Source organism: Ruegeria sp. S263, assembly GCF_056780525.1.
In genome coordinates, this window is record NZ_JBQUVJ010000003.1 from 1 (window position 1) to 14,325 (window position 14,325).

At 56.3% G+C, this 14,325-nt stretch carries 12 protein-coding genes; all 12 read left to right on the top strand.

Annotated elements, in window-relative coordinates; all coding sequences use genetic code 11:
* Positions 1-130 precede the first annotated feature (130 nt).
* The 12 genes from ACT2B1_RS18630 to ACT2B1_RS18685 all read left to right on the top strand — a co-directional run bounded on the left by ACT2B1_RS18630 (position 131) and on the right by ACT2B1_RS18685 (position 14,148).
* Entirely contained in the window at positions 131-1,147 is a 1,017-nt protein-coding gene (locus tag ACT2B1_RS18630; RefSeq protein WP_171124768.1) for a substrate-binding domain-containing protein, read from the top strand.
* A 106-nt stretch (positions 1,148-1,253) separates the two neighbouring features.
* Entirely contained in the window at positions 1,254-2,771 is a 1,518-nt protein-coding gene (locus tag ACT2B1_RS18635) for a sugar ABC transporter ATP-binding protein (protein ID WP_481669252.1), read from the top strand.
* 59 nt (positions 2,772-2,830) lie between these two features.
* Positions 2,831-3,781 carry an ABC transporter permease gene (locus ACT2B1_RS18640; RefSeq protein WP_481669253.1) on the top strand — a complete coding sequence of 317 codons (951 nt, stop codon included), beginning with the start codon at positions 2,831-2,833 and terminating at the stop codon, positions 3,779-3,781.
* Positions 3,781-4,761, top strand: a complete 981-nt coding sequence (locus tag ACT2B1_RS18645; RefSeq protein ID WP_171212756.1) for a sugar-binding transcriptional regulator — start codon at positions 3,781-3,783, stop codon at positions 4,759-4,761. Before ACT2B1_RS18640 ends, ACT2B1_RS18645 begins: the two co-directional genes overlap by 1 nt.
* Positions 4,751-5,746, top strand: a complete 996-nt coding sequence (locus ACT2B1_RS18650; protein ID WP_481669141.1) for an aldo/keto reductase — start codon at positions 4,751-4,753, stop codon at positions 5,744-5,746. Before ACT2B1_RS18645 ends, ACT2B1_RS18650 begins: the two co-directional genes overlap by 11 nt.
* Before the next feature lie 33 nt (positions 5,747-5,779).
* Positions 5,780-7,501, top strand: coding sequence for a glycerol-3-phosphate dehydrogenase/oxidase (locus tag ACT2B1_RS18655; protein WP_171241427.1), 1,722 nt, complete (start codon positions 5,780-5,782; stop codon positions 7,499-7,501).
* On the top strand, positions 7,492-8,334 hold the full coding sequence (locus ACT2B1_RS18660) for a class I fructose-bisphosphate aldolase (protein WP_171124751.1): 843 nt from the start codon (positions 7,492-7,494) through the stop codon (positions 8,332-8,334). Before ACT2B1_RS18655 ends, ACT2B1_RS18660 begins: the two co-directional genes overlap by 10 nt.
* Positions 8,327-9,838: an FGGY-family carbohydrate kinase gene (locus ACT2B1_RS18665; RefSeq protein ID WP_481669142.1), complete on the top strand. Its 1,512-nt coding sequence runs from the start codon at positions 8,327-8,329 to the stop codon at positions 9,836-9,838. Before ACT2B1_RS18660 ends, ACT2B1_RS18665 begins: the two co-directional genes overlap by 8 nt.
* 5 nt (positions 9,839-9,843) lie before the next feature.
* Positions 9,844-10,854, top strand: coding sequence for a zinc-binding alcohol dehydrogenase family protein (locus ACT2B1_RS18670; protein ID WP_171124747.1), 1,011 nt, complete (start codon positions 9,844-9,846; stop codon positions 10,852-10,854).
* 19 nt (positions 10,855-10,873) lie between these two features.
* Complete coding sequence (locus tag ACT2B1_RS18675; protein ID WP_481669143.1) at positions 10,874-12,487, top strand: GMC family oxidoreductase; 1,614 nt, start codon at positions 10,874-10,876, stop codon at positions 12,485-12,487.
* Between the two features lie 3 nt (positions 12,488-12,490).
* The gene (locus tag ACT2B1_RS18680; protein ID WP_171126955.1) at positions 12,491-12,775 is read left to right on the top strand and encodes a putative quinol monooxygenase; all 285 of its coding nucleotides are present in this window, start codon (positions 12,491-12,493) and stop codon (positions 12,773-12,775) included.
* A 356-nt stretch (positions 12,776-13,131) separates the two neighbouring features.
* Complete coding sequence (locus ACT2B1_RS18685; protein WP_217351022.1) at positions 13,132-14,148, top strand: sugar ABC transporter substrate-binding protein; 1,017 nt, start codon at positions 13,132-13,134, stop codon at positions 14,146-14,148.
* The last annotated feature ends 177 nt before the right edge of the window (positions 14,149-14,325 follow it).

A 14,325-nucleotide genomic window follows, 5' to 3' on the forward strand; every position in this document is an offset into this window, starting at 1 on the left:
CGGGTGTTTTGGCTGACCTCTAAAACAACTTTACTGCAATAACACGCAATTAATGAAATTTCTTGCATTTGCTACGTAATGGAGGAAAACTACGAGGCAGGTGCAGGGACACGCTCTTGGGAGGAGTTCTATGAAGTACAAGAAAATCAATGGGTTTGTTGCATCTGCCGCAATTGCAGTTGCTGGTGTAGCGGCGGTTCCGGCACAGGCCGAGGGCATCATGTGTGATCCGGGCGAGACCTATATCATGAACGTCATGGTTTCGGGTCACCCCTATTGGGTACCGGTCTATCAGGGCTTCAAGCAGGCCGCCGAAGCCTTCGGATGCGAGACCGTTTTCTCGGGAACCCCGGATTACGACATCACTAAGCAGATCGCCTCGTTCGAGCAGGATCTGGTGAAATCGCCTGCGGGAATTCTGCTGCACCCGATGCAGTCTGACCCGTTCATCGAGCCGATTGACCGCGCCATCGGCAACGGAACCGAGATCGTGACCTTTGCCGCCGATAGCCCGAATTCCAAGCGGACCGGCTATATCACTTCGGACAACCATGCCGAGGCAAAATTCGCAGCGGAAGAAATCGTCAAGCAGGTAGGCGACAGCGCCGAATATGCGGTTCTGGAGAACCCCGGCCAGTCGAACCATGACCTGCGCGTGACATCGCTAATCGCGTATATGGAGGCCAACTATCCGAATATGAAACTGGTGGGCCGTCAGGCGACCAATCAGGACAGCAACGCGGCTTATCGTGCGACGGCTTCGATCATCCAGGCCAACCCGAATGTCGCGGCAATCTGGATCCCAGAAGCGGGGTCTGCTGAAGGTGCCGTGGCCGCCAAGCTGGAAGCTGAATCGGACATCCTGATCATGCATGCGGACGTCACGCCCACAACGCTGGAGCATATTCGCGCGGGCAACATCCACATGTCGCTGAACCCCAATCAGGGTGTGCAAGGCTTCATGGGCTTCATGGCGGTGCATCTGGCCAACCGGGCGGACATCTTTGATCCGTTCAACGACTGGCAGACCAGTGGATTCAACCCGGTTCAGATCCCGTTCATGGACAATGGCTTTGCGGTCATCACCAAGGACAATGCCGACAGCTTTGATCTGAACGTCTACATGGAAGGCCGTGACCCGGCCTGATCGGGAAACATGCTTCTCCCCGAGGACCGTTTGCTGCCTAAAGACGTCTTCTAAGGTGGGCGGTCCTCAACTCTAAGACTTAGTTAGCCAAGAAATGAACATCGTGATGCGGGATGTGATCCTCAAAATCGAAAACCTCAGCAAGTCCTTTGGTCCGGTCAAGGCGCTGCGAGGGGTAAATTTCGAACTTAAGAAGGGTGAGATTCACGCGATTGCAGGCGAGAATGGCGCGGGCAAGTCGACACTAATGAATGTGATCGACGGGATTTTGCAACCGGACAGCGGGGATATTGTGCTGGACGGTAAAGCGGTCAAAATCTCGTCGCCCACAATGGCACAGCAACTGGGCATTGGTTTCGTCCATCAGGAAATCGCCCTGTGCCCGGATGTGTCGGTGGCCGAGAATATCTTTATGGCCACCACGAATGTCAGCCGGTCGTGGCTGATGGACTACAAGAAACTGGAACGCGAGGCGGTGGATGTATTTCGCCAACTCAGCGATATCGACCCTTCGGTTCTGGTAAAAAACCTATCTATCTCGAATCAGCAACTGGTCGAGATTGCCAAGGCCCTAACGCTGGATTGCCGCATTCTGATTTTGGATGAGCCTACAGCCGCACTCACGGAAACCGAGGCTCAGACCCTGTTTGGGATCATGCGCAATCTGGCAGATCAGGGAATTTCGATCATCTACATCTCGCACCGGATGGTCGAAATTTTCGACAATTGCGACCGTGTGTCGGTGTTCCGCGATGGGCAGCACATTGTCACGAATGACGTAGCAGATATTCAGCCCAGCGATGTCGTCAACGCGATGGTCGGCCGGGTGATCGACAACCTGTATCTCGATAAAGCCGCCGAAGGCGCGATTTCGGAGGAAACCGTCCTTAAAGTTAAGGGTCTATCCGAAGCGACGCGGTTTCAGGACGTCAGCTTTGAGCTGAAGAAAGGCGAAATTCTGGGCATCGCGGGATTGATTGGTGCCGGACGAAGCGAGATCGTCAAAGGCATTTGCCAGCTTGAGGGGGATGTCACGGGGGATGTCTGGCTCAATGGTGAAAAGTTAGCGCTACGCAACTATCAAGACAGCATCGCCAAGGGAATGGTGTACCTGTCTGAAGACCGAAAAGGCGACGGCGTTTTCCTTGATATGTCGATTGCGTCGAATGTGTCAGCCTTGAAGGTCGAACAAGTGGCAGGGCCGCTCGGATTGATCCGGACCGGCACCGAAGAGGCTCAGGCCGAGGCTTTGGGGCGTAAGCTGAACCTGAAATGCAGGTCGTTGAGTGATCCTGTTTCGTCCCTGTCGGGGGGGAACCAGCAAAAGGTGGCAATTGCTAAAATGCTCTCGGTCAATCCGCGGCTGATCTTTCTGGATGAGCCGACCCGAGGTGTCGACGTGGGCGCGAAATCGGAAATTCACAAGATCCTGAGAGACTTGGCAAACGATGGTGTCGGGATCGTTGTGATTTCGTCCGAGTTGCCCGAACTGATTGGTGTCTGTGACCGGGTGCTGGTGGTGCGTGAAGGGCGTATCAGCGGCCAAGTCACAGGCGATGAAATGACAGAAGAAAACATCATGCATCTGGCCTCGGTCACGGACGCGCAGGCATCAGTCGCATGAGTGGAGAAGCGAAAATGGACAACACCGTAAATCTGGCCCAAGCGGATGCGGCCGACAATATGCCGTTTCTGAAACGGCTGTTTCGGATGCGCGAAACCGGATTGATCGTGATCATTCTGGCGTTGTTCCTGATCATGTCCTTTGCCTCACCGTATTTTCTGACCTGGGCTAATATGCGGGCAATGTCGATGGCCTTTGCGGTGGATGGCTTGCTGGTGATCGGGATGACGATCCTGCTGATATCTGGAGGCATTGACCTTTCGGTGGGCTCGGTCACGGCACTGGCCATGGTGATCGCGGGCTGGCTGTTTCTGAGTGGAGTAAACCCATGGGTGGCCTCGGCCATGGCAATTGCACTCTGTACGGGTATTGGCGCGTTCATGGGGTTCTTCGTGACGCGCGTAGGGCTTCACCATTTCATCGTATCGCTGGCGATCATGGTGATCGCGCGGGGCGCATGCCTGCTGTTCACTGGAGGGCGTCCGCTGGGCCTTTATACCCTACCTCCCGAGTTCAAGTTCATCGGGCAGGGCACCATCGGGCAGATCCCGATCGTGATCGTCATTTTTCTGGTCTTCGTGATCGCCTTTGACTTCATGCTGCGGCGCACGACTATGTTCCGCAAAGTGTTCTACACTGGCAGCAACGAAAAGGCCGCCGCCTATTCGGGTATCCGCACCAAAAAGGTGATCTTCCTGACCACCACGCTCTGTTCAACTCTGTGTGGCATTGCAGGCATTATCTACATGGCGCGGTTCGGCTCGGCCCAACCGACCTTCGGGCTGGGGCTGGAGCTGACCATCATTGCCGCCGCCGTCATTGGCGGGGCCAGCCTGAATGGCGGGTCGGGGTCAATCCTTGGCGCAATCCTGGGCGTGATCCTTTTGTCGTTGGTCTCCAGTTCCTTGGCGCTGCTGGATGTGTCGGTCTACTGGCAGGACATCATCCGCGGCTCGATCCTGTTGGCGGCAGTGACCATCGACCATTACCTGAACAAAAGGCGAGGGTGATGGTCGACAAGAAGAAAGACTTTGAGCTGATCCGGCAGATCCACACCGTTCTGGTCCTGCACTATCTGGAAGGCCAGAAACAGGCCGATATCGCGCGGGCGCTGAACCTGTCGAACTCGAAGGTCAACCGTCTGATCACACAGGGCCGCAAGATGGGCATGGTCAAGATCGACATTGAAAGCCCGTTCGAGACACTGATGGATATCGAACGGGATTTGACAAAGTCGTCGGGCCTGTCTGAGGCCATCGTCACCCCTTCGGTTGCGGGTAGCGAAGAAACAACTCTGCAACAAGTCGGGCGGGCCGCTGCCAACCATTTGATCGAAAACCTTAGCGAAGGTGATGTTATTGCGATCACTGGCGGAAAAGCCGTCAGCGCCACGGTCGAAGCGTTGGAGGTCGAACGCGCAGTCGATGTTACTGTAGTGCCCCTGACCGGCGGCATTCAGGGCAAATACTATACAGATGTGAATCACTTGGCGACGCAGATGGCAGAGCGGTTGGGCGGCAAGACAATGTTGTTGCATGCGCCGCTATTTGCGGAGAGCCGCGATCAGCGGGACATGTTGGAACAGGTCTCTTCGATCCGCGAGGTGCTGGATCTGGCCCGCCACGCCAATGTAGCGCTTGTAGGGGTTGGGTCAATCGAGCCGGAAGGCTCCAGCTACTACGACCTTCACCCAGTGCCCGAAGCAGATCGTAAGATGCTGATGGGCATGGGCGTGATCGGAGAGTTTCTGGCCCACCTGATCCATATCGACGGCTCGGTCTCGAACTATGCGCTGAACTCGCGGCTGGTCTCGGTGTCGCCAAACGATCTTGCGCATTGCAAGCGGGTGATCGGGGTGACCGCAGGAGCGCAGAAAGTGCTGCCGATCAAGGCGGTACTGAACGGAAAGTTTCTCAATTCGCTGATCTTGGACGAGAGCACAGCGACTGCAGTCTTACGGGAAATGGAAGGAGCACGAAATGTCGCATGAAATGTTGACGCGGGAAATCGGAAACTCTGGTATCGAGGCCTCTGTGGTCGGTCTTGGAACCTGGGCCATCGGCGGGTGGATGTGGGGCGGAACGGATGAGGCGAAATCCATCGCCGCAATCCAGGCCTCGGTCGATGCGGGGATTACGTTGATCGACACGGCCCCTGCCTATGGGCAGGGCGTAGCCGAAGATATTGTTGGCAAGGCATTGAAAGGGCGCCGCGACAAGGTGGTGCTGGCCACCAAATGCGGGTTGGTTTGGCATACGCAGAAGGGCAACCATTTCTTCGACTATGACGGCAAGCCGGTGCATCGCTATCTGGGCAAGGACGCGATTATCTATGAGGTCGAGAAAAGCCTGACCCGACTGGGTACCGATTACATCGACCACTACATCACCCATTGGCAGGACCCTACCACCCCCATCGCTGAAACGATGAAGGCGTTAGAGACCCTGAAACAGCAGGGCAAAATCCGCTCTATCGGGGCCAGCAATACTTCGGTCGATGAGGTCAAGGCTTATGTCGCCTCCGGTCAGTTGGACGCCATTCAGGAAGAATACTCGATGGTCAAGCGCGACATCGAAGGCACGCTGCTGCCTATGTGCCGCGAGAATGGTGTGTCGGTCCTTAGCTATTCATCGCTGGCGCTAGGGTTGCTCAGTGGCAAGATCGGTCCTGATCGGGTGTTCGAAGGCGACGATCAGCGCAAGGACAATCCGCGTTTCTCGATGGCTAATCGCCAGAAGGTTGCCAATCTGATGGGGACCATCGCGCCTATTGCCGAGGCACATGGCGCGACGCTGGCGCAGACGGTAATCGCTTGGACCGTGCAACAACCCGGTATCACATTCTCGCTTTGCGGCGCGCGTGACGCGGCACAGGCGGCCGAGAATGCCAAGGCGGGCCAATTGCGCCTGACCGAAGCTGAAACCGCTGACATCAGTGCGCAAGCTATCGCGCACCTGAGCGATCTCGACAGCTAAGACCCCAAGGCCCCCGCAACGAACAGGACCACCATGTCAGAACAAAGACAACAATGCCTGACAAAGCTGCACGAGAACGCTGTTTTTGACGCCGTGGTTATCGGCGGGGGCATAAACGGGATTGGAGTTTATCGGGATTTGGCCTTGCAGGGGCTGCGGGTCTTGCTGGTTGAGCGCAACGACTTTGCCTCGGGGTGCAGCGCCGCGCCGTCGCGGATGATCCATGGTGGATTGCGTTACCTAGAGAATGGCGAATTCGATCTGGTGCAGGAGTCGCTGCGCGAACGCGATGCACTGCTGTTGAACGCTCCTCATATGGTGCGGCCTTTGCCGACGGTCATTCCGATCACTTCGGTGTTTTCGGGTATGTTAAACGCGGTGGCCAGTTTTGTCGGTTGGCAGGGCAAACCCTCTAGTCGTGGTGCGATGCCGATCAAGCTGGGGTTGTCGCTGTATGATTGGGTGACGCGCAAGCGGCGTATCCTGCCAAAGCATCATTTCAACAGCGCAGGGCGAACGCGCAGCGACTGGCCTGAGCTAACGCCCAAGGCCACTCGATCAGCCGTGTATTATGACGCGCAGATCACGCATCCAGAACGTCTGTGTGTCGAAATGATCCGCGATGTGCAGATCGCCGCGCCTGATTGCATAGCTTTGAACTATGCCGAAATGACGCGGGACGGTGAAGATTATGCTGTGACAGACCGGCGCAGCGGTCAGCAATTGCCAGTTCAGCCCAAGGTGATCGTGAATGCCACTGGTGCCTGGCTGGATGATACAGTCCGCAGCCTGGGCGGCGAAGCCAGTCAGCAGATGGTCTCGGGCACCAAGGGTTCGCACCTGATCATCGACAACCCGGCACTGTTGCAGGCGCTTGGCGGTCATATGGTCTATTTCGAAAATACCGACGGGCGGGTCTGTATCGTGTTTCCCTATCAGGGAAAGGTGCTGGCGGGTTCAACCGATATTCGCGTCGACAAAGCAACGCGCGTGCGATGTGAGCCGGAAGAGTTCGACTATATTCTCGGTTCACTGCGGTTGGTATTTCCTGAGATTCAGATCGCTGCCGAACAGGTTGTGTTCAGCTATAGCGGGATCCGCCCGCTGCCGCACAGTGATCAGGATTTCACCGGTCGGATTTCGCGTGGTCATTACACGACGCGGCTGGACGGATCGGTGCCGCAGTTCTGCATGGTTGGTGGTAAATGGACGACCTTCCGCGCATTTGGTGAACAGACCACGGATAAGGTTCTGGCCGCGCTTGAAAAACCGCGTAAGACGTCGACCCTTGGATTGCCTATCGGGGGCGGAGCACAGTTTCCCGATGATGCGAAAACGCTGCAAAACAGGCTGGTCGAGGACTTTCACATTTCGCCCGACCGCGCGCTGCACCTGATGGAACATTACGGCACGCACGCCGACGATGTGGGACAGTTCTGCCAATCGGTTAAGGATACGCCACTGTTGGCTGGCTGCCCTTATACCGAGGCCGAGATTATTTGGCTGCTGCGCACGGAATTTGTCGAAACCCTGTCTGATATCGTCCTGCGCCGGACCGCTTTGGCGATCACAGGGCAGATTTCGGATGCGCTGCTGGGCCAGTTGGGAACTCTTGTGGCCGCCGAACGCGGTATCAGCCCGCAGGAAATCACTGATCAGACCCAAACGCTTATACATGAATTGTCCGAGTATTACGGCGTGTCCGCCGAAACTCTGACCGCACGAAACAAGGAACGGAGAACAGAATGCGTGTAAGTACCAAAGCCCGAATGAACCGGATGTTTACCAATGGCGGATGTCTGGACGTGGCGATCGACCACGGGGTCTGCAATGAGCCCAGCTTTATGGTCGGGCTTGAGGATATGGCGGGTGTCATGGACACGCTGATTGGGGCCAAGCCGGATGCCATTCAGTGTGCCTATGGGCAAGCCGACCTGCTGCAATCGCGCCCCGAAAAGGACAAGCCCGCGCTGGTGATGCGGATCGACATGGGCAACCCCTATAACGATCAGCGCCACCGGGTGATGTGGTCGATGCTGCAAAACGCAGACGAGCCGATTATCGGCGCACTGGAAATGGACGCCGCCGCCGTTGTCGTCAACCTGTTCATGCTGCCGGACGAGCCTGAACTGTTTCGTCAGTGCGTCGAGAACATCAGCAAGGTGCGCGCGGCCTGTCACAAATACGGTATGCCGTTGATGATCGAACCTCTGGTCATGCTGCCCAATGAAGTGCGCGGTGGTTATCAGGTGGATGGTGACGCCGAGAAGATCGTGACGTTGGTGCGACTGGCCTCGGAAATGGGGGCTGATATCATCAAGGCAGACCCAACCGAAAACCCCGAGGACTTCCACCGCGTGATTGAGGCTGCGCGCGTGCCCGTTCTGGTGCGCGGCGGTGGTAAGGAAGAACTGAAGAACGTGTTGATGAAATCGGCGGCACTGATCGCGCAGGGTGCGCAAGGGATGGTTTATGGCCGCAACATCTATCAGCACGACAATCCCAAGGCGGTTGTGGCAGCATTGATGGCGATGATCCATGATAAGGCCAGCGGCGAAGAAGCGTGGGATATCTATAACCGTGGCTAACAACCAATACATATTGGGCCTGGATGCGGGGAATACGGTCATCAAGGCCGTGCTCTTCGACCTAAACGGGCAGCCCGTGGCGATGCAGGCGCTGGACGGTCAGTCTTCGACCCCGCAACCGGGACATGTGGAGCGTGACCTGAATGAGCTTTGGGCCAATGCACGGCAGGTGATCTCTGGTTGCATCGACAAGGCCGGGGTCACGTCGGATCAGATTATTGGCGTCGGTTGTGCCGGGCATGGCAACGGGCTGTACCTGCTGGACAAGGCGGGTGAACCGCTTGTCGGCATCCAGTCGCTTGACACGCGCGCTGCCGGTCTGGCCGAGGAATTGTCCGAAGCCGCAGGGGATGCTCTGCACGCGCTGTGTTTGCAAAAACCGTGGCCGTCGCAAACCCCGGTTCTGCTGGCTTGGATCAAACGCCACCAGCTCGAGATTTATGTACAGACCGGCACTGTGCTTCTGTGCAAGGATTTCATTACCTACAAGCTGACAGATGAGCAGGTCAGCGAGATATCGGACATGTCGGGCAGTGGTCTGACCCGGATGCCGGACTGCACCTATGACGACACACTGTTGGCGCTTTACGGTTTGGAAGACGCGCGCGAGATGCTCCCGCGCTTGATCGACCCGGCGGATATCGCCGGAACCGTCAGCGCCGAGGCCGCCGCAGCAACCGGCCTGGCCGAAGGCACACCGGTGATTGGGGGCTATTTCGATGTGGTCTCCAGCGCAATGGGCTCGGGCGTCGTGCGTGCGGGCGAGGCGTCGATCATAGCAGGAACCTGGAGCATCAATCAGGTGTTTTCGGACAAACCTGCCGTCAACGATGATCTGTTCATGGTGTCGGGCTTTGGCCCCAACCGGTTCGTGAACATCGAGGCCAGCGCGACGTCGGCCGCCAATCTTGAATGGTATGTGCGTGAATTCGTCGAACGCGGCGCGCATCACGACGATCCTTTTGGGTTCTGCAATGACAAGGTGGCCGAGGTCACCCCTGCGGCGGATGACCCGTTCTTCCATCCGTTCCTTTATGGTTCGGGGCAGGGGGCGTCGTTCCGGGGCGGGTTTTATGGTGTTGCGGGCTGGCACGGTGAAAGCCACATGTTGCGCGCCTTGTTCGAGGGTGTTTTGTTCGAGCACCGCCGCCATATCGAGGTTCTGAAAACCGCAGGCGTCAGCTTTGATCAGGCGGTTCTGTCTGGCGGTGGCTCGCGCAGCCCTGTCTGGCCGCAGATGTTCGCCGATTGCCTTGGTGTACCGATCTATGTGGCCGAAGCGCAGGAAACTGGTGCTTTGGGTGCGGCGATTGGTGTGTCGGTGGCAACGGGCGCGTACGGCTCCTACGAAGAGGCCATCGGTCAGATGACCCGCCGCAAGGCCGAGTTCCAGTCGAATGCGGACATGAAAGCCCATTACGATAACCGCTACGCGCAGTACCTTGCGCTTATCGAAGCCATGCGCGGGTTTTGGGACAGCGCTCAAACTTCAACCGAAAGGTAATCAGCATGAAAGCCGTGGGATTTCTGAAATCACTTCCAATTGACGCGCCTGACAGCTTGATGGATGTCGACCTGCCAGAGCCGGTTCTTCGACCCAACGATCTGCTGGTCGAGGTCGAGGCAATCTCGGTCAATCCCGCAGATGCCAAGCGCCGCATCCGAACAGCAGCCGAGCAGGACCATGCCGAGCCGTTCATTCTGGGATATGACGCCGTAGGTATTGTGCTTGATATGGGCCCCGACGTTACAGGATTCACCAAAGGTGACCGGGTGTGGTATGCTGGCGATGCCGATCGCCCAGGGTCTTATGCTGAGTTGCAGGCGGTCGATCATCGCATCACATCACTTGCTCCGAAGTCGATGGGCCCCGCCGCGGCGGCCTCTTTGCCCTTGGTGTCGCTGACCGCGTGGGAAATACTGTTTGACCGATTGCAAGTTCCCACAAATGAAACGCCGGCCAGCCTGCTGGTTATCGGCGGGGCCGGAGGGGTGGGTTCGATTACCCTGCAACTTGCACGTAGGCTGACTGGATTGAATCTGATCGCCACTGCATCTCGCCCTGAAACGGTCGATTGGTGCAAGGACATGGGTGCGCATCAGGTGGTTAACCATCGCGATCTGATCGCCGAGGTGCAGGCCGCAGGGCATGAAACCGTGGACTACATCACGCAATACGCCGACACCGCACAGCATTGGGATGCCATGTGTGAACTGATCGCGCCGCAGGGCCGCATTGGAACCATTGTCGAAACGTCGGAAAAGCTGGATATCTCGGCATTGCAGGGCAAGTCCGCTGCTCTGATGTGGGAACTGATGTTCACCCGTTCGCTGTTTGGAACGGCAGATATGGCTCGGCAGGGGCAGATTTTGGCTCGTGTTGCCAGTATGGTCGATGACGGGATCATCCGAACGACCGAACAAAAAACACTGAACGGCTTGTCAGCGGAAACGCTGAAAGAGGCTCACGCGCTCATCGAAACCGGTCGCATGATCGGCAAACTTGTCGTCGCATTCTAACCAGAAAGACCAGAATTTCATGACACACGCCCGGAAACTTGATGGCGAATACGACTATATTATCGTCGGTGCAGGCACGGCGGGCTGTGTTCTGGCAAACCGCCTGACTGAAGACCCCAAGACGCGGGTTTTACTGCTAGAGGCGGGCGGATCGGACAATTACCACTGGGTCCATGTCCCCGTTGGCTACCTCTATTGTATTGGCAATCCGCGCACTGACTGGATGATGAAAACCGCTGCTGAGCCGGGGCTAAACGGGCGTTCCCTGGTCTATCCGCGCGGCAAGGTTCTGGGCGGCTGCACCTCGGTCAATGGCATGATTTATATGCGGGGGCAGGCGGCGGACTACGATCATTGGCGTCAACTGGGCAATGCCGGTTGGGGATGGGACGACGTGCTGCCCTATTTTCTGAAGTCCGAGGATCACCATGCGGGCGACAGTGAGATGCACCGCTCAGGAGGTGAGTGGAAGGTTTCAAAGCAGCGTTTGGAATGGGATATCCTGAAGGCTGTGCAGGAAGGGGCCAAGGAATTTGGCATTCAACCACGCGCGGATTTCAACGATGGCAGTAACGAAGGCACCGGGTTCTTCGAGGTCAACCAACGCAAAGGCGTGCGCTGGAATACAGCGAAAGGTTTTCTGCGCCCGGCGATGAAACGCCCGAACCTGCGCGTAATGACTCATGCAGAAACACAGACGTTGTTGTTCGACGGTAAGCGAGTGACAGGCGTTTGCTTTCAGAAAAAAGGCGTTCGCTATGATGCCTTCGCAGGGGCCGAGGTTTTGCTGGCCGCCGGGGCGATCAACTCTCCCAAAATTCTGGAACTCTCGGGTGTTGGCCGAGGTGATGTGTTGGCCGAACATGGCATTGCTGTGCATCACGAAAGCACAGGCGTGGGTGAGAACCTTCAGGATCATCTGCAAATCCGCACCGTGTTCAAAGTACAGAACGCGAAAACGCTGAATACGATGGCTAACTCGTTGGTCGGCAAGGCGAAGATCGCTCTGCAATACGGGTTAACGCAATCGGGGCCGATGTCCATGGCACCCAGTCAATTCGGGATGTTCACCAAATCCAACCCAGATCTGGCGACGCCGGATCTGGAGTATCACGTTCAACCCTTGTCCACTGACAAACTGGGCGATCCGTTGCATCCGTTTCCGGCCATTACCGTTTCGGTCTGCAATCTGCGCCCTGAGAGTATTGGAACCTGCCATATTCAGGGAGCGGATACCTCGGACCAGCCCGATATCCGTTTGAATTATCTGTCCACGGACAATGACAAGCGTGTTGCCGCGAAATCAGTGCGCCAGGCGCGGATGATCATGACGGCGAATGCCCTCAAGCCTTATCAGCCCGAGGAAGTTCTGCCGGGTCCAGCCATGGAAACCGAAGAGGATCTTGTGAAAGGTGTTGGTGACATTGCCACCACGATCTTCCACCCAGTCGGGACATGTAAGATGGGGTCTGATGCATCGGCGGTAGTGGGTACGGATCTCAGAGTGCATGGCCTTGGGGGGATTCGGGTTGTTGATGCGTCAATCATGCCGAAAATCGTTTCGGGCAACACTGCATCTCCTGTTGTTATGATCGCTGAGAAAGCGGCCGACATGATCCGCAACAGGGCCTGAGACATGTCGGAGATTGTGATCATCGCGCGCATCGAGCCGGAAGAAGGCCAGTCAGAAGTGGTGCGCACCGCAATCGAAGATCTCGCAAATGCCAGTCGTCAAGAGGCAGGTAACCGGGGCTATGATGTGTTCTTATCACCCGACAAAAAGACCGAATTTCTGATCCACGAGATTTGGTCCGGGGGTGAGGCGATTACCAGTCACGGGCGCATGCCGCACATGGTCCGGTTCAAAGAAATCGTGAAGGGAAAAGCGCGAATTTCCGTTCAGAAGCTGGCGAAGCTGTAAGCTCGGCGGGATTCTTTTCACCAAAATCTAACAGTGATTCAGAGCATTTTTCTTTTCGGTCACCATTGTGCTGACCAGGATACGTCTGTGCTGTAACGCCCTTCTAAAGAGAATGAACTTTATGTGTTTATTTTCAATTATTTATGAGAATATTGCAATAGCGGATCCACAAATTTCTTAAGCTTATCGGGCGCCAAAAACAGTTGACTAGGCAAGCAAAATGATAATAATAACATATACTGTAATATATTTCAGCATCGATTCCTGAGGAGAGGTTCGGGCTGGAATTGCGGCTCTGATGCCTATTGTTTCAGATCAGCCGCGCTCTGGAGGAAACAAAAAGGGAAGAGATGAAAATGCAGCGGAGGAATGTACTCAAGGCGGGTCTGCTGGCCACGACACTGACTTTTGTTGGTGGGGCCGGGGCTTTTGCTGATGATGGGAAGCGGATCGCATTCTTTGTGTCCGACTTGTCGAACGTATTTCACCAATCTCAGGCGGCCGAGGCCGAGCGCTATGCAAAAGAAAAATATGGTGCAGAGGTTGTGGTCTTTGACGGCCAGGCAGATTCTGCTGTCATGACTCAAAATGTCGACCAGATCGCCGCCGGCGGTTTTGATGCAGCCACTCTGCACATCTGGGATGCTGAGGCCGCGACGCCCGGCGTCGAAGACGCGTTGGCCGACGATATTGTCATGACCTCGTTCTTCAGCCCGATCACCGACACGGGCATCCCGACCGCACGCAGCGATGAAGCCGCAGTGTCGTTCGAAATGGGCGCACAGATGGCCAAAGCGTGGAAAGAGGCACATCCTGACAAGTCGATCGTCATGGTGCAACTGGGTTGGCCGAACCACACCGAGGTAAACTCGGGTCGGACAGCGCCTTTTGCTGAAGGTGTGCTTTCGGTTGATCCTGACGCTGAAAACCTGGGCGCGCTGGATTCCAGCAAGGGTCAGGAAGCGGCCAAGCAGATCATTGTCGACCTGCTGACCCAACGGCCCGAGGTGAACTTGATCTATTCCGAAGCCTCTAACCTGACCGTCGGTACTATGGCCGGCCTGGCGCAACTGGGTCGTGGCAAGTTCGACAACGGCAAACCGCTGACTGAAATCGTGGCAAGCGTCGATTTTGACTCGGTCGAATTCGAGCAGGTCTATGATCCGAATTCCAGTCTGAAAGTCTCGATGGGCCTGCCGCCGGTTGAAACCGCACAAGGCCGCATCGACCTGATCATGGATGTTCTGGATGGCAAGGTCGCACCAACCTCAGACACAGCGGAAGAGTTCTTCTATAAGGCCTACACTGTATCTTACTGGTCGATGCCGAAAGATGAGGCAGAACAGTGGCTTAAGGACCAGTTCGGCGGCTAACCGACCCTGACGAACCTATCGTTGCGATCAGGCCTAATACCCGACTTTTGACCTGATCAGCCCGGTTGGTTCTTTAATTGCTGCCAACGTCGTAACCGCGTCCTCCCTACTGAGGCCGGCGTTGGTAGCAACCTATTCAAAATCAGATAAGCTTGGCCCATGGAAGCGACCAGTTCG